Annotated in this window: 12 protein-coding genes; 9 read left to right on the forward strand and 3 right to left on the reverse strand. The window is 44.0% G+C overall.

Annotated features, from left to right (window positions below):
- Positions 1-78 precede the first annotated feature (78 nt).
- Together EO118_RS05830 and EO118_RS05835 are read right to left on the reverse strand one after the other, a co-directional pair.
- Positions 79-1,500 (reverse strand): cell wall metabolism sensor histidine kinase WalK, encoded by a 1,422-nt coding sequence (locus EO118_RS05830; RefSeq protein ID WP_127069066.1) that lies wholly within the window; start codon positions 1,498-1,500, stop codon positions 79-81.
- Positions 1,501-1,503: 3 nt separating this feature from the next.
- Entirely contained in the window at positions 1,504-2,178 is a 675-nt protein-coding gene (locus EO118_RS05835; RefSeq protein ID WP_127069067.1) for a response regulator transcription factor, read from the reverse strand.
- 184 nt (positions 2,179-2,362) lie between these two features.
- Here EO118_RS05835 and EO118_RS05840 point away from each other — a divergent pair, with 184 nt between their 5' ends.
- The 8 genes from EO118_RS05840 to addA all read left to right on the forward strand — a co-directional run bounded on the left by EO118_RS05840 (position 2,363) and on the right by addA (position 13,650).
- Positions 2,363-2,854, forward strand: coding sequence for an ECF transporter S component (locus EO118_RS05840; RefSeq protein WP_164723861.1), 492 nt, complete (start codon positions 2,363-2,365; stop codon positions 2,852-2,854).
- A complete protein-coding gene (locus EO118_RS05845) occupies positions 2,847-3,557 on the forward strand; it encodes a hypothetical protein (RefSeq protein ID WP_127069069.1) in 711 nt (236 codons plus the stop codon). Before EO118_RS05840 ends, EO118_RS05845 begins: the two co-directional genes overlap by 8 nt.
- Positions 3,558-3,573: 16 nt before the next feature.
- Positions 3,574-4,548, forward strand: coding sequence for a hypothetical protein (locus EO118_RS05850; protein WP_127069070.1), 975 nt, complete (start codon positions 3,574-3,576; stop codon positions 4,546-4,548).
- A gap of 89 nt (positions 4,549-4,637) precedes the next feature.
- On the forward strand, positions 4,638-5,159 hold the full coding sequence (locus tag EO118_RS05855) for a GNAT family N-acetyltransferase (RefSeq protein ID WP_127069071.1): 522 nt from the start codon (positions 4,638-4,640) through the stop codon (positions 5,157-5,159).
- An 81-nt stretch (positions 5,160-5,240) separates the two neighbouring features.
- A complete protein-coding gene (locus tag EO118_RS05860) occupies positions 5,241-5,741 on the forward strand; it encodes a QueT transporter family protein (protein WP_127069072.1) in 501 nt (166 codons plus the stop codon).
- A complete protein-coding gene (queF, locus tag EO118_RS05865; protein WP_127069073.1) occupies positions 5,734-6,231 on the forward strand; it encodes a preQ(1) synthase in 498 nt (165 codons plus the stop codon). The genes EO118_RS05860 and queF overlap by 8 nt, the downstream gene beginning before the upstream one ends.
- Positions 6,232-6,347: 116 nt before the next feature.
- Positions 6,348-9,737 (forward strand): PD-(D/E)XK nuclease family protein, encoded by a 3,390-nt coding sequence (locus EO118_RS05870; RefSeq protein WP_127069074.1) that lies wholly within the window; start codon positions 6,348-6,350, stop codon positions 9,735-9,737.
- Entirely contained in the window at positions 9,724-13,650 is a 3,927-nt protein-coding gene (gene addA, locus EO118_RS05875; protein WP_127069075.1) for a helicase-exonuclease AddAB subunit AddA, read from the forward strand. The genes EO118_RS05870 and addA overlap by 14 nt, the downstream gene beginning before the upstream one ends.
- A 322-nt stretch (positions 13,651-13,972) precedes the next feature.
- Here addA and EO118_RS05880 read toward each other — a convergent pair whose 3' ends face one another.
- Positions 13,973-15,397 carry a sodium:alanine symporter family protein gene (locus EO118_RS05880; protein ID WP_127069076.1) on the reverse strand — a complete coding sequence of 475 codons (1,425 nt, stop codon included), beginning with the start codon at positions 15,395-15,397 and terminating at the stop codon, positions 13,973-13,975.
- A 268-nt stretch (positions 15,398-15,665) separates the two neighbouring features.
- On the opposite strand from EO118_RS05880, the gene potE reads away from it, so the two are divergent.
- A complete protein-coding gene (potE, locus tag EO118_RS05885) occupies positions 15,666-17,027 on the forward strand; it encodes a putrescine-ornithine antiporter (RefSeq protein WP_127069077.1) in 1,362 nt (453 codons plus the stop codon).
- Positions 17,028-17,122: the final 95 nt, after the last annotated feature.

The following is a 17,122-nucleotide window of genomic DNA, read 5'->3' on the forward strand; positions in this document are numbered from 1 at the left end:
GTATTTTGTTACAGTCCCTTATTGAGTAGGTATGTTATTAGACGTATCTCTAGTCTAGTGGTATATAGGTCTAAGAGTCTATACTTGCTCTTCTAATTCTGTATCCGATTCGGGTTGAAGTGGTAAATGGAATCCGAAGACGGTGCGTACGTCTGGTGTGCTTTCTACTTCTAATGTACCTTCGTGAAGTTGCACAACATTTTGTACGAAGAAGAGTCCAAGGCCGAGGCCTTTGTTTTCTTTTGATGTACGAGATGGGTCTACTTGGTACAAACGGTCCCAAATCATAGGGATACTTTCAGAAGGAATACCGATGCCATCATCTTGGACGAAGATATGAATCGTATCGCCTAAGGAAACTTCAAAATGGATGCTATGGTGAGCAAATTTTAAAGCGTTATCCAACAGATTTGCCATAGCTTGTTGTAATAAGATTTGATTGCCATGAACAACGATTGCTTCATCAATGTGGCTAGTAAAGGTTAATTCTTTTTCCTTACTCAATAGCGTATAGGTGTGGACTAATTGTTGGGCTACCTCTGAAAGAGGAACTGGCACCTTATCTATGTTGGTTAAGCTATCCAGGCGTGCTATTTCTAGTAATTGTGACACCATATCAGCCATGCCCTTACTTTGAACAAAAATATTTTGAAAGCTTTCCTTAGCTTCTTCTAAAGAAGATACATATTGTCGGGCGTAATCACTTTCTGCTTGAATCACAGCGATAGGAGTGCGTAATTCATGAGAAATGTCAGAGTTGAAACGTTTCTCCCGATTGGATGCTTCTTCCAAACTGCTAAGCATATGGTTGAAAGTAGAGGCCAACTGATACATAGTATCTCCCGATTGAGGGATGTTTTCGATGCGTTCCGACAAATCTCGTTTCAATGAAATCTGTTCTGCTAAGTTTGTTACAGTGCGCACTGGTTTTAAACCACGCTGGATAATCCAATACCCGCCAATGGAGGCAACAGTGACAAATAGGATGCCTCCTAGCAATAAAGCTAGGAACATATTGTTAGATTTTCTGTCTAGAAAACTCATGGGCACAACGCCACGAATGTAGCCTTGTACGCCTGGAATATGTTGGATAGGCGCATCATAATACAAGAAAGAATGAGTATCCTCATTGACGACTGTTATGCCATCAAAAGAAGGAGGAGCTCCTTTTGGAAAACGATCTGGTGGACTACCTCGTAGGACGATGCCATTATGGGAGTACACCAATAGAAAGATGCCGTCATCGAAGGGTTTGTATTTTTTTGGATTATTAGCTGCTTCAATAACGCTTTTTTGCAAGTCCGTACGGATTTCATTTTGATCCGAAATGTGGGTAAATTGAATGACGAACGTAGCAAGGAGACCAATCATGAGCAAGAGAAAGATGGAGTACCAACTAGTGATTTTATAGACTAGAGGAACACGTAATAGAAAGGCCTCTATAGGATGCCATATAGGTTGTATGACACCATGGTACATGCGATTGACGATAGTGCGCATGACCTATTCCTCGGTACGGAATACATAGCCGACGCCACGGACAGTTTGAATTAATTTTTTGTTTTCATCAATGTCAACTTTTTTACGCAAGTCTTTGATGTATACGTCGATGAGATTGGAGTAACTTTCATAGTCGTATTCCCATACATGGTCAAGAATTTGTTGACGAGACAAGACGATATTTGGATTGCTGGCTAAATAGAATAAGAGGTCAAATTCTTTGGCAGTTAACGTTAAAGGTTCATCGTTAAGAAAGACGGATCGACTTTTATTGTTGATGCGTAAAGGACCAGCAATGATATCTTCTACCGCTTGGTTGCGACCACGGCGGGCCAAGGCGTAGATGCGGGCGATGAGTTCGTCAAACTCAAAAGGTTTGACTAAATAGTCATCGGCACCTAGGTTTAAACCAGACACTTTATCTTCTAAGGCATCCTTGGCAGTTAAGAAGAGGACTGGTGTTTTGTTGCCTTCCGTACGCATTTGTTGTACTACGGCATGACCATCCATTTTTGGCATCATAATGTCCATAACGATGACATCATAACTGGACGTAGAAATATAGTCTAAGCCATCTTCTCCGTTATAACATTGGTCTACAATCATAGATTCCACTTTCAAACGTTTGGCGATAATATTATTTAGCATTTCTTCATCTTCAACAATTAAGACTTTCATAAGAGCTCCTTTCATACGTTAGTGTATAGTTGTATTGTATCGTATTTTCCATATAGTTTAAAGATATGTTTAGAAGAAGTATAGCCGTTGTACATGAAAAGACCATGAATGATTGCTTTATACGATGGGGTCACCTATAATAAATATAGAAATTATGATTTGTTCTTCCCGAGGAGTGGTTATTATGAATATTAGAACGATGACAGCCTATGCCTTATTGATTGCCCTTTGCGCCATTGGTGGGCAGATTCATTTTGGGGTGTACTCCATTGGATTTGATTCGTCCCCAGCCTTTGTAGGAGCTTTGATGTTAGGACCGGTAGCGGGCGCTGTGCTCGGCGCTTTAGGCCATATAGCAACAGCTGCCTCTACAGGGTTTCCTCTCGGTGTACCTATTCATGTGGCGATAGGTCTCGTTATGGCAGGCACGGGGGCTAGTATTGGATATATAACGAAACGAATGACTTCATCTTTCTCTTATGTAGTTAGTGGTATAGTAGGATATATCATTAATGTAGGTATCGGAATTGCCGTGATTGCATGGATAGTGCAAGGTATAGAGGTGGCAGTTTTTATATTTGTGCCATTGTCCTTGGCCTATGCATTGAACTATGTAGGGGCCGCTCTTGTAGTGAGTCAGTTGAATCGAGTGTTTGGTGGTAAACGACATGCGTGATATAACGAGACTTTCCATGAAAGAGGGGGAAGACTGGATCATTGCCAGTGATATTAGCAGTGGTATTGGGTTACAGGAACATGATGTGCTAGCCGTGCCTTATGCGATGGTGGGCGCCTTTGCAGCTCGTGTGGCGATGCTCGAAATTCTATGTGCTAGGGGTACGGTGAAAGCCATACAATACCTCATTGGGGGAGACTATGATACGGTGGTGACCTCTGTAGTACAGGGAATTCAAGAGGAACTGGACACACTTGATATTGATGTGCCCATTAATGGTAGCCATGAAAGTAATATGAAAGTGAGCACTACGTCCGTAGGGATTACGGCTCTAGGAGTAGGGGCACCAGAAGTGCTTGGCAAGGGAGAACCCTATGCTGTGTACGTATTAGGGAAACCCTTAGTAGGCAACGAAGTGTTAGAACAATCAAAGTGGATTGTGACCTATGATGAGGTCCGACGGGTTTTAGGGCATCCTAGTACATCTAGGGTAGTCCCTGTTGGCTCTAGAGGTATCCGTCAAGAGTTGACGGTGGTCAGCTATTTGGAAGGGGCATCCATAGAATCTATAGAGATGACTGATGATGAGTTGGACCATAGTGGAGGCCCTGCTACGGCGGTAGTTGTAGCTGTTCGTGCTAGTGGTGAAACGGAGTGGTTAGCAGACTTTCCTAAGGCACAATATGTAGGTCGTCATAGGTAATAGAAAGGATATAGATATGAAACAGTTAGGATATTATATAGCATTGGCATTGGTAGCCGGCGGATTGACAGTAGCCCAAGCAGAGGCGAATCCCTATGGTGTAGTGAGTCCTCCTGATTGGGAATACCAAGCACTCATGACCTTGGTGAAACATGGAGCGATTACGGATACAAAAGGAGTAGACTTAGGGTCACGAGCTTTCACTAGAAAAGAACTCATTCCGATGATGGCAGATGTGGTGGCACGTCGTGAGACTATGAATGAAAGCGACCGCATGTTGGCATTGCGGCTGTACAATGAAAATCGTCGTTCCATTATGAATTATGAAATTGAACGAGAAGAAGCAAAACAAGGTAAAGCACAGGTGGATAGTGCGGATGAGGGGATCCCAATCGCAGTAGAACCAGCCTTGACGAAAGAAGAAATCCAAAAGAAAATGGAAGCCTTCCAAATCGATACATCGGCTTTACCAAGCCGTAGCGGTGTACAAGTGCGCACTTCTCAACAAGGATCCTCTCAGCGAAGTCATTTAGAATTAGTAGTGCCTTCAGCGAAGGATCAAGGGAATGTAGCTTTACAACCAATTGATGGAGAAGTACAAGAGGCTATGGCTGGCGGTCAATGGGATGCGTCCAAAAAGGAACAACAACCACTTATGAAAGCGGCTAAACAAGAATGGGTTCTATTGCAAAAAAAAGACCGTAAACAGGAACGCTTAGATACAAAAGCCCAACGCCAAATAGAGAAAGAACAACGAAAACAAGAAACATTGGCTAAGAAAGAGCAACAACGTTTAGCAAAAGCGGAGCGAGTTAAGTTACAAACAGAACAAAAGTTAGCGAAGCAGCAAGCAAAAGAGCAAGCTCGACTAGCAAAACAACAGGCTAAGAAGGAAGCGCAACTAGCCAAACAGCAAGTTAAGGAGCAAGAAAGATTAGCGAAACAAGAGCAAAAAGAACAAGCTAGATTAGCGAAAAAAGCTAAGAAATAAGGAAAATAGATTTGATATTATCGAAGAAATTCGGTATACTTAAGATTAGCAATCCATTTGGTGTACTTTCATCATGAACCGGAGGAACTATGATTATACGAGAAGAGAAAAAGCGTGAATTTTATACGGTCACAGCTCTCGTGCGAGAAGCCTATATCAATGCAGATCGCAGTACAGGACGAGAATATAAACTAGTGGAATTGTTACGCGAGTCCGAGGCGTATATTCCTAAGTTATCCTTAGTGGCTGTTATCGATAATGCCATTGCAGGGTATGGTATGTTCTTGCGTGGTAAAGTAGGCGATCAGGACGTACTTATTTTGGGCTTACTGGCAGTAGCACAGTCTATGCGTGGACATGGTGTAGGGGGTGCGCTCATTTTAGAAGGCCAACGTTTGGCACGTAAAATGGGATACTCTTACTTATTTGTACATGGTAGTAATGTATACTATCCACGGTTGGGTTATGATTTTGCACACAAATTTGGCGTAGAACCGCCAGCAGGATTGGACCGGGACCATATGATGGGGATTCAACTTGATGCCCAAGCAGAGCCTTTACAAGGTGTATTGGAATATCCGGAACCATTCAAAATCCTAGAAATGTTCTAGGTGACTACGACCTATGTCGTAGTAGGTATTAGATAGACAGTTCGAGATCCTCCTGTCTGTAAACAAAACTAAGGAGTTATAATGAAACAATTTAACAACACACAACGATTGACGATTTCTGCCATTTCCATCGCTATGTATTTGGCGCTTATGATCGGTACACAAGGCTTTGCCTTTGGTCAGTATCAAGTGCGTATTGCCACAGCGCTGTATGGATTGTCAGCGATCTTCCCATTCACCATTCCAGCCTTTGGTATTGCAAATTTTGTTAGCAATACAGTGATGGGCGGCTTTGGTTTAGTGGATGCTATCGGTGGAGCCATCGTAGGATTATTGACAACAGGTTTGATTGTCCTTGCGAAGCGTCAAGGCTTAGGCAACTGGGTATTGATTCCTATCATTACGTTTGTACCAGGATTGATTGTACCAATTTGGTTGACCTATTTCTTACCAGTTCCATACTGGGTATTAGTGAGCTCCCTCGTAGTAGGTCAGTTCGTGTGTGGTGTGGTGAGCTACTTCTTGATCAATGCATTGGAGAAAGTAGTCTATAAAAATAAGGAGGCTTTAGTTCGTGAGTAGTGGTCGTAATGCAGCAGAATTACAAGGTGTTCATGCTTTAGGTAGCCATACGGACTATCCTACAGATTATGCACCGCAAGTGCTAGAAGCATTTCCTAATAAACATCCAGGGAATGACTATTTTGTGAAATTCAACTGTCCAGAGTTTACTAGCCTTTGTCCCATGACAGGGCAACCGGACTTTGCAACGATTTATATTTCCTATGTGCCAGATGAAAAGCTGGTGGAAAGTAAATCTTTAAAATTATATTTATTTAGTTTCCGCAACCACGGGGACTTTCACGAAGATTGTATCAATATCATCATGAAAGATTTAGTGGCGTTGATGGAGCCTAAATACATTGAAGTGTGGGGCGAATTTACGCCGCGTGGGGGCTTGTCCATCGATCCGTACTCCAACTATGGCAAACCGGGTACCGATTGGGAAGCTACTGCGAAGGAGCGCTTGCACTTTCACGATATGCAACCAAAACGAGTAGCGTACCGTTAATTACATACATATTATTGCCAGGTCAATCTGTTGAGGGACCTGGCAATTTTACTAAGTGCCTTAGACATGATAGGATAGAGATAGATGAAACATGTTGAGAGGAAAAGGAGTTGGACATGCAACCACACCTATATATTGGCGGAGCCGGCACGGGAAAGACCACGGCTTGTTTCGCAGAGATAGAACGAATTTTACAGGACCATCCAGACCACCAAATCATAGTGCTTGTGCCGGACCCTGCCACGTATATGATGGAGCGCAAGCTAGCGGAGTATCGTAAGGAAAAAGGGTTCACCACTGTGCGCGTGGTGGGCATGACACGGCTAGCCTATCAAGTGTACCAATCCTTGGGAAAGGTGAAAGAAGGCGGTCTGTCGGAGCTTGGCAAAAAACTAGTCCTTCGGGTGTTGTTGAAACAATCAGCAGGGGAATTGGACTTGTTTAAACAGGCAGCGAAACAGCCTCATTTTGGAGATGTGATACAAGGTCTCTTGACAGAGTGTAAAGCTTTTGGTGTAACGCCGGAGGATTTGTCAGGAGCTGTGGAACAAGTAGACTCCATGGTGTTGGGCAGAAAGTTGCAGGAATTATCCTTGCTATTAGAACGCTACGATGCAGCCTTGGAAGAACTAGGCGTCCAAGATTCTATGGAAGAATTAATCGACCTATTGCCACAGTCTCCGCTCATGAAGCATTGCCATGTCTTTGTAGATGGATTTCATTGGTTTACGCCTTTGCAGTATCGCTTGATTCAACGGTTGTTTTCTCTTAGTGAGTCTTGTCATATGACGATTAGCTTACCATCCTTAGAGGAAGAGGTACACAGTCGCAAAGGATCCATGTATTTCCGGGTCTGGGAGACATATCGAGATATGATGACTTGGTATCCGGAGGCGGCAGTGCATACTATGACCGAGGTCTATCGAGGAACCCCTGTATTACAGCAGTTGAATACACAGTTTTTCAGAACTCCCATGAAACCGAATACAACCGATGATACGTTGACCATGGTGAGCGCTTACAATCGAGAGCGGGAAGCCGATGCAGTGTGTCGGAAGATCTTGGCGTATCGTCAAGAAGAAGGACATCGATGGAAGGACTGCACCATCATAGTACGGGACATGGAGTCCTATGGTGATGTACTAGAAAAAGCATATCTAAATTATGGTATTCCTTTCTTCTCGGACCAACGGAAGATGATGACTAGCCATCCACTAGCGGAGTTTTTACAAGGCATCTTCCATGTGTATCGTACTTTCTTCGACCATGATGCGGTGTTCCGCTTGCTGAAAACAGATTTTGCGCCGTTCACTCGTGAAGAAGTAGATCGATTAGAGAATTATTGTTTAGAATACGGGATTCAAGGGGCGGCGTGGTTACGAGATACGTGGAACTATGGTGGCGAAGATGATGAGCGACGGGCTGTGATGCAAGATTTACATGACCGTGTGCTGCACCAGTTACTACGCCCTATTTACGATTTCTGTAAACTGCCACATACGGGACAAGAATGGAGTGAGTTTCTATTCCAAACCATGCAAGATTGGCGCATTCCAGAACAACTGAAAGTCTGGTATGACGAAGCAGAAGCACGTGGGGATGTGCAAGAAAGTGCTAGCCATGTACAGTTATATAAACATGCTATTCAATTACTAGAGGAGTGTGCATCTGTAACGGGCACAGAGGAATTAAGCGCTGAAGAAATGGGGCTCATCATCGAGGAAGGTCTCAGTGAAGTGACCTACTCTTTGGTACCGCCATCCTTGGACCATGTGACGATTACTACCATTGACCGTAGTTATATGACAGATGCTAAGGAAGTCTATGTGCTAGGTCTTAATGAGGGCGTATTCCCTCGTAAAATGGGGGATGAAGGTATTCTGCGTGACCAAGAGCGGACCGCCTTAGCAAAGGTAGGTGTGCAATTGGCGGCGGGCGCTTTAGGACAAATGTTTAATGAAAATTTCTTATTCTATTTAGCCTGCACCCGTGCTAGCCAAGGACTGCATCTATCCTATGTGACCTCCGATGAAGAAGGATCTAAAATGGAGCCGTCTTTGGTAGTGCGCCGGCTACAACAATATGGGTATGTAACAGATATAGAAGAAGCGCCACTATCTATGCCGGAAGGACGAGAACAGGACTATCTATGGCGACCATCTCAGAGTTTAGGACTCTTTTCCAGTCGCATGAGTGCTCTTATGAAAGGAGACCCTATTTCCTCTACTTGGTGGAGTCTCTATAATTGGGGTTTGGAAATGGGCTATAGAGGAGAAGTGTTTTTCGCTACACGAGGTATGTTTGATTCCAATGCAGTGCCACGCATTGAGCAGTCCATTGTACGAGGGCTATTGCTACGCAGTGATGCCTTAACGGGTTCCGTCACACGCTTAGAACGGTACCATCGTTGCCCTTACAGTTTCTATGCCCAATATGCATTACGCTTAGCCCCACGAAAGGTGAAATCCTTTGGGGCCCCTGAAATTGGTACTTTCCTGCACGATACATTGCGCTATTTAGGGGAGTATCTATTACAACAGGGTCGACAATGGCGTGATTTAACAGAGGAAGAACAAGAATCTTTATGCCGTGAAGCGGCAGATGCAGTGATGGGCACGGAAGAGCGAAATGCCTATGAAGCGCAACTGTATACTCGATTGACGTCCACCTTATCTGCTACGGTAGCACGTCTCGTAGATTGGTCCAAGAAAAGCGAGTTTTCTACCACAGAGGTAGAGCAAAGCTTTGGCATGGGCATATCTAGTTGGCATCCTGTACGCATTCCATTGGGCAAAAACTACGGTGAAAGTATTGTATTGCGAGGCCAAATTGACCGTGTCGACGAATATCGTGGACCTCTTGGACATTATGCGGCGGTCATCGATTATAAATCTGGAGGCACTACAGTGCGAGCCGACGAAATATACTACGGTTTGAAATTGCAGTTGATGACCTATCTATTGGCACTGGAAAAGAATACTCAGGATAGAATTGGCACAGCAGCAGCTCTCTATACGTATGTGCGGAATCCGCAAGTGAAATTGTCGGAAGTGGTGAATCATAGACGGGCAGAGGAAGAAAAAGCTGATATTCAACAGTTGAAAAATAGTGGATACTTTGTAGACGGAGATGTCCTACAATCCTTAGATGTGACGAGGGCCTACCAAAGTAATTCCCCCTATGTACCGATTGTTTTGAAAAAGGATGGTACGCCAGATAGTCGAACGTCTAAGAGTTTGAAGACGATGGAACAATTTGGACTTATGAAGGAATACACAAAACAAATTATTTCCCATAGCGGTACACAGATGATGGATGGGGAGTTTCCTATTAGTCCCTACCAAAAAGATAAACGGCGACCTTGTGAATTTTGCGAATTTCAAGCCTTATGTCGCTTTGATGGAACCCGCAACAGATATCGCTATATTAAGACCATGACCGAAGAGGAAGCGCTGGAGAAGATGGAAGCATTACAAACAGGAGGAACTACCTATGAAATGGACTGATGCGCAACAGAGCGCCATTTATGCGCCTAGACCGGGGCAGTTACCGTCCCAAACGATCTTGGTGTCCGCAGCGGCGGGATCTGGTAAAACGGCAGTCCTCGTAGAGCGCATGATACAACGCTTGAAACGGCGGGAGCTAACCATTCAAGAACTGATGGTGGTGACTTTCACAAAGGCGGCAGCTGCAGAGATGAAAGCCCGTATCGGGGTGAAACTAGCGGAAGAGTTTCAAGCTACAGGAGACGAGTATTTAGAAGAACAATTGAATATGTTGCCGTCCGCTCATATTTCTACATTGCATTCCTTTTGCCAATGGGTGATCCGTAGTTATTTCTATAAACTAGATATAGACCCTTCTTTTACCATCGGTAATGATGGGGAATTAGCGCTTATGCGCTATGATGTACTAGATGCAATTTTGTTAGAGGCCTATGAACAGGGGCTGTATAACATTTACGATGTGAGCGATATGTTCAGTACAGAACGGTCGGACCAAGTCTTGCGAGAAACAGTATTTCAAATTTATAACTTTGCCTTGGCTCAAAGTCAACCTATGCGTTGGTTAGATGAGGTGTGTCATACCTATGAAAATGCGTTACATCAAACCTTACTAGAAACTACTTGGGGCAAACTATTTTGGGAAGAGCAACAACGGCAAATTGAGTATCTCCTAGAGCGTTATGAAGAGGCACAGCGATTGGCTACTCTAGGCAATGGGTTCGACAAATGGATGGAGAAGGTCAGCGAACTACAAACTCTCTTACAAGCGATGGCGAAAGCAGATACATGGGATGCTATGCATATGGGTGTAGTAGGCATTGGGGGATTCAGTTTCTCTGCACTCCGTGCTACAAAGGCCATGAATGAAAGCGACCCAGCTATCTTGAGCGAAATCAAGGCTATCTTGGCTGAAGGAAAAGACATACTGCAAGCCATGCCGAAAGGCGTCTTTGCCATTACCGAAGCAGATTGGCGCGAGCAAATGGAATACTTAGTGCCCTTGGTGCGAGGTATTATTGAATTAGTGAAACGATTCCATGAGGACTTTCAGCAGGCAAAACAAGAAGCGGGCATGATCGATTTTTCAGATTTGGAACATCTATGTTTAGCCTTGTTAGTAGACCCAGAATCTGCAGAGGAACTCAAACCTTCCGAGGTGGCGTTGGAGTTACAAGATACGTTCAAAGAAGTGATGGTCGATGAATACCAAGATACGAATGGTGTACAAGAGGCAATCGTAAACTTAGTATCTCGTGAAGACAATCGATTCTATGTAGGCGATGTGAAGCAGTCTATTTATGGATTCCGTATGGCAGATCCCCAGTTATTCATGGAGAAGTACCATCGCTTTGACCACGATGTGAACGGTGTAGAACGGCGCATCGATTTGTCACAAAACTTCCGTTCCCATGAAGCCATTTTGAATATGACGAACTTTATTTTCTCTCAAATCATGACCGACGAAGGAGCAGGGCTTACCTATGGTGAGGCAGAGGCACTTCACACAGGTCGCATCGTAGAAGAAGCGCCACCAGAGTGGGTAGGTGGTGACGTGGAAGTGCACGTTCTCTGCTGTGATGAGGATAAGGCGCAGACAGATACGGAAGAAGGCGAAGACCTAGAGAATGATGAAAAGGAAATGCTCTTTGTAATCCGTAAAATCCAAGAGTTAAAGAACAACGGCGCCTTGGTGCAAGATAAAGACGGAACCTTTCGTCCTATGGAATGGCGTGATATTGTGCTCTTGAAACGGTCTATCTCTGGATCTGCCAGCCGCATGATTGACCTTTTACGGCGCGAAGGCATTCCTGCCTATGCGGAGGAGAAATCCGGCTATTTCAGTGCTATGGAAGTGCAATTTGTGCTGTCCTTGTTGCAAATTATTGACAATCCAGAGCAAGACTTGCCCATGGCCATCGTTTTGCAATCACCTCTTATCGGGATGGATGCGAATGATCTAGGGCGACTTCGCTTATCCGTAGGGGAGAACAGCTTGTGGAGCGGGTTGCGCCCATTTGTCGAGTCTTCCCAGAATGCAGGGTGGAGTCGCTTTGTGGACTCTATGGATACATGGCGCACTATGTCTCGCCGTCAAGGCATTACCGATTTAATCTGGCATATTTACGATACCTTACATGTAGTGGAATATGTGAGCGCTATGCCGAATGGTTTGGTGCGCCGTGGTAATGTGCTGGCTCTGTATGAGCGAGCGAAACAATATGAAAATGGCAATTACCGTGGACTATTCCGGTTCTTGCGCTTTATTGAAAGCTTGCAGGCTTCGGGAGAAGACTTGAGTGTTGCCAAAACGGTGAGCGAAGCGGACAATGTGGTGCGCATTATGACCATCCACAAAAGTAAGGGCTTAGAGTTCCCTGTGGTGTTCCTCATGGGCACCCAAAAGGGCTTTAATAAAATGGATTTAAATCGGTCTTTGCTATTACACAAAGAATATGGGGTGGGCTTAAAAGGATACTTCCCAGATTTGCGCGTCATGTATAACTCGGTCCCATGGATTTTCGTGCGCCAAGCCTTAGAAGAAAATTTGAAAGCCGAAGAGGAGCGTATCCTCTATGTGGCGCTGACTCGACCTAAAGATAAACTGTATATTACAGGCTATATGAAGGGGTCTATCAATGGCTCTACAGATCGACCAGCCACGAAGAAAATGGGCGAATGGGTAGCGCCTGTATTGCAATGGGGTGAAAGTGCTCTCACGAAAGAGCAGATTCTAGGATGTAATTCCTATTTAGATTGGATCTTGCGGAGTTTAGCTCGGCACGTAGCGGGAGGTACGCAGTTGCGTCAATTTGCAGAGGTAGAAAGCCCGCAATTCCCAGATATACCGTACAAAGATTGTCCGGTGTCATTCCATGTTCATGATGGGAATGACTACAGTGTTTCACAGGAAACACCGTCTGTAGAGGTGGACATTTTGGAACAAGTACGTGCCCAATTACCAGTGGAAGCGCCAACATTGGACCCTGTCGTGGTAGACCGATTGACCTCTGTGTATCCTTATGAAAGTTCCACAGAACGAGCAGGAAAAATCTCTGTATCTGAAATCAAACGACGCTTTGTAGAGCTAGAAGAATTAGCGAAACAGATGATTGAACCGAATTATCGGGGAGAGCAGGGCGATGGTAGCCTAGAGACGGAGTCTACACAAGTAGATAGTTTCACGGATAACGTTGTACATGAAGATAGGTCTAAAGGCTCGGATGATTTCACCGAAGATGCTTTAACAATAGGTATTACGACTGATTTGAGTAAAGCGGAGGTGGATGTAGCTGCGCAGAGCGGCATAGAAAATAGTGTAGGGAATGGCGCAGAGGATATGTTAGAAGACGCCCCAGTAGACCTAGGACCTTTTGATGTAACCTTAGCCTCTATGACAGAGTCTACACCGATTCGCAGTGGTGCCCGCTGGGGGACTCTCATGCATGAAGTGATGCAATGGTTGCCGTTGCAAGGCTACACACGACCATCTTTGCGACAAGCCTTAGATACCCTGGCGTTGCAAGGATATTTGACGGATGAAGAACGAAAAGCAATCGGCGAAAAACGGATTTATAATTTCTTTCAGTCAGACCTAGGACAGCGATTGTTAATAGCTCAGCGAGTGGAACGAGAATTACCATTCAGCATGCTATTCCCAGCCAATCGAGTGTACCCAGAAATGCTAGACGGAGAAGATTTATTCCTACAAGGTATCATCGATACGGCATTCTTAGAAGATGACGCTTGGGTGTTGGTGGACTACAAGACCGACCGCTTAGACGAAGAGGCTCTAGTAGAGCGTTATCGCATTCAGCTCATGCTCTATAAAGAAGCTTTGGAGCGATTGACACAATACCCTGTAAAAGAGGTATACATCTATTCCTTCCGACTAGAGAGGGCTATATCGGTATAAAGTGCGATTGCAACATTAGTAAGAACAATAATCTCATAGATATGTTAGATATATTATTCTACATGCGTTGTAATGGTACTAATAAATACGATCAAATACAGGTTTGTAATATAATACCAGTGAATACAAAGAAATGTAATACAGATCAAAAAAGAGGAACGTTGCACACATAGCGTCAACGTCCCTCTTTTTTATATGTTAATCATATACTTTATGGGCTACGATTGTTATAACATATAGTGCAGCTTCCCAACATAAAGGGATAGCGTACAGTATGTGATAAGCATGAAAAAGGGCCCCGAAGGACCCTTTCAGTATAGTATTATTCGTTTTCGTGACCTTTATGCCACCAAGTGATACCTTTTTGAGTTGGTAAAATAGCACGGTCGAAGATAGGATCTTCAATACCTTTAGATTTTTGGCTTACATAGTCTTTCAGAGCAATGGTTACCAATTTACCTAAACGCAAGATAGAAGTAATATTGCAAAGCACTAAGAATGCCATGAACAAGTCAGCTAAGTTCCATACAAGGTTCAATTCAGCAATACAGCCAACATAGACCATGATGATAACAAGAGCACGGAATACGTTAATAGCAACTTTGTTATTTTTCGTCATGTGCGCAATATTCACTTCGCCGTAGAAATAGTTGCCGATAATGGAACTATAAGCAAACATGAATACAAATAATGCGATAACTGCAGGCGCCCAAGAGCCTAATTGGTGGCCAATACTGTGTTGAACAAGGGCGATACCTGTTAGATCTGAGTGCACATATTCGCCAGATACAAGAACGATGAAGGCAGATGCAGTACATACAAACATGGTATCTACGAATACCCCAAGGGACATGATTAAACCTTGTTTTACAGGGTGATTTACATCAGCAGAAGCAGATGCATTTGGTACAGAACCTTCGCCGGCTTCGTTGGAGAACAAGCCACGTTTGATACCTTGCATCACAGCAGCACCAATGAAACCGCCTGTGGCAGAATCAATCGTGAAAGCCTGTGTAAAGATAGCAGAAATCACATCTGGTAATACAGAGATGTTAGCAATCACGATGTACAAGGCGATTAAGAAGTATAAACCTGCCATGAAAGGCACTAAAAACTCAGCTGTTTGCGCGATACGTTTGGCACCACCGAAGATAACGAGTGCAGATAGAGCGGCTACAATAAGACCTGTTGTAGAGGCGTCGATATTCCAAGGTTGTACTGCAATAGCGATGGTGTTTGCTTGTACAGAGTTGTAGATTAGACCGTAGGTAACGCTGATCAAGATAGCGAATAAAACAGATAAGAATGGGCTGTTCAAGCCATGGCGAATGTAATAGGATGGACCGCCACGGAAGGAGCCGTCAGGTAAGCGTTCTTTGTAGATTTGGCCTAATGTGTTTTCGATGAAGCTAGTAGCCGCACCAAGAAGAGCGATGAACCACATCCAGAACACAGCGCCCGGACCACCTAAAGCGATGGCAATAGCGATACCAGCGATGTTACCAACACCTACGTGAGAGGCAACACTGATACAGAAGGCTTGGAATGGAGAAATGTGATGGTCACCTTTACTTTTTTCTCCTGCCCCAGATTTTAAAATACGGAACATTTCTGGTAGTTGTCGTAATTGCACGAATCGTGTGGTTGCCGTAAACCAAACTCCGGCAATAATAAGGAGTGCGATGATGATATTATTCCAGAGGAATCCGTTCACATCGCCCAAGAGTTGAATGATTTGTTCTTGCATAAGGACATCCTTTCTTTCTATGGACATAGCATATTTTCTATAGTATATCATAGGAAGATAGGGAAATGATAGAAAGTTATAACAATCCTAAAAAAATTGTAAAAAAACATCTATCCACGAGGGGTAAAAGGTGTTACAATGAATCGATAAATAAATGAAGATGCGTCACTACATCCGAACCCATTCCGTACGGACTAGTGGCGCTAGCGGTTTTTGACGACACGGATACTTGAAATGCTCAAGTGATGTATGGAAAGGGGCTTGATACATGAAAACCACCGCTAAAAAAATGTCTGTATTCCAACTGACATCCATCGTGGCAGCCAATATGTTGGGTGCTGGAATTATTATGCTACCGTCTCAATTAGCACAGGTAGGCACCATTTCTATCCTATCTTGGATAATCACTGTACTAGGGTCCTTGACCTTAGCCTATATTTTCGCCCAATGTGGTTTATTTACAAAGAAAGCAGGCGGCTTAGGTGGCTATGTAGAATATGCCTTCGGTAGAACAGGCCATTTTATGGCGAACTACTCCTATGCAGTGTCCTTGGTGATTGCCAATGTAGCCATCGCCATATCCATTGTAGGGTATGGGGCTGTGTTGTTTGACGTACACCTTTCACCATTAGAAGTGAGTTTAGCAACTATCGCGTTGCTCATGGTGGCGGCTTTAATCAATGTGCGTGGTAATAAGAGTACAGGGCGCATTAGTAACATTACCATTTGGGGAACGATGTTGCCAGTCTTATTTATTGGTGTGTTTGGTTGGTTTTGGTTCGATCCAGAGATGTTTGTGTCTGTTTGGAACCCACAAGAACTGCCCGTGTTTGATGCGGTCAGTCAGTCTATTTCCCTTACATTGTGGGGCTTTTTAGGCTTTGAGTCGGCGGCCGCTAATGCAGATGCTGTTGAAAATCCTAAAAAGAATGTACCGATAGCGACATTTTTTGGCACGTTGGCAGTAGCCGTGGTGTATATTGTATCGACGAATATTATGGCGGGCATCATTCCTAACATCGAGCTAGTGAATTCCACCGCTCCTTTCGGGTTAGTGTTTGCTTACATGTTTAATGGCACAGCAGGCAAAATCGTGATGGCTCTCATGGCAGTATCCTGCTTTGGGGCAATCATGGGATGGCAATTTACTTTGAGCCGTGTGTTTAAAAGTTGCGCAGAAGCAGGATTCTTTCCTAAAGTATTCGCCCGTGTGAACCGTGTGGATTCTCCAGTACGGGGCATTTTCATTCTCTTGGCATTGCAAGGTATTTTAGCTTTGATGACCACCGATGAAAGTTTGAATGAACAGTTTGCGCAGCTTGTTAACTTAGCGGTAGTGACCAATGTATTCCCGTACATTCTTTGCTGCGTGGCAGTGAATAAGATGTTATCTGTTGAGGGCGCTAGTACGGGATTACGTCGCCTCATTTATGTGATGAGTGCCGTAGCCATTGCCTACGACAGCTATGCGATTTACGCTTGTGGAGAAGTTCCTGTACAAGGCGGGGCCTCCGTTATCCTGTTTGGGTATATAGCATACCAAGCTGCCTTCCATTGGAGACCACGCTTAGTGAAAGCGGTAGGTAAACATCCGGCCTATAAAAAAATAAAATCAGAGTATACATTATAAGTGTATGAATACATAGAGGAAAGTTGATGTTGTAATCAGCTTTCCTCTATTGCATTTAGATTTATCTTGTGAAATTTCATGAAATATTCATATAT

The sequence above is a fragment of the Veillonella sp. 3891 genome (assembly GCF_003992315.1).
Lineage (GTDB): Bacteria > Bacillota > Negativicutes > Veillonellales > Veillonellaceae > F0422.

Coding starts and splice junctions, on each gene's coding strand:
- EO118_RS05855 (WP_127069071.1), top strand. CDS start 4,638: ATGATTATACGAGAAGAGAAAAAGCGTGAATTTTATACGGTCACAGCT.
- EO118_RS05845 (WP_127069069.1), top strand. CDS start 2,847: ATGCGTGATATAACGAGACTTTCCATGAAAGAGGGGGAAGACTGGATC.
- EO118_RS05850 (WP_127069070.1), top strand. CDS start 3,574: ATGAAACAGTTAGGATATTATATAGCATTGGCATTGGTAGCCGGCGGA.
- addA (WP_127069075.1), top strand. CDS start 9,724: ATGAAATGGACTGATGCGCAACAGAGCGCCATTTATGCGCCTAGACCG.
- EO118_RS05860 (WP_127069072.1), top strand. CDS start 5,241: ATGAAACAATTTAACAACACACAACGATTGACGATTTCTGCCATTTCC.
- EO118_RS05835 (WP_127069067.1), bottom strand. CDS start 2,178: ATGAAAGTCTTAATTGTTGAAGATGAAGAAATGCTAAATAATATTATC.
- EO118_RS05880 (WP_127069076.1), bottom strand. CDS start 15,397: ATGCAAGAACAAATCATTCAACTCTTGGGCGATGTGAACGGATTCCTC.
- potE (WP_127069077.1), top strand. CDS start 15,666: ATGAAAACCACCGCTAAAAAAATGTCTGTATTCCAACTGACATCCATC.
- EO118_RS05830 (WP_127069066.1), bottom strand. CDS start 1,500: ATGCGCACTATCGTCAATCGCATGTACCATGGTGTCATACAACCTATA.
- EO118_RS05840 (WP_164723861.1), top strand. CDS start 2,363: ATGAATATTAGAACGATGACAGCCTATGCCTTATTGATTGCCCTTTGC.
- EO118_RS05870 (WP_127069074.1), top strand. CDS start 6,348: ATGCAACCACACCTATATATTGGCGGAGCCGGCACGGGAAAGACCACG.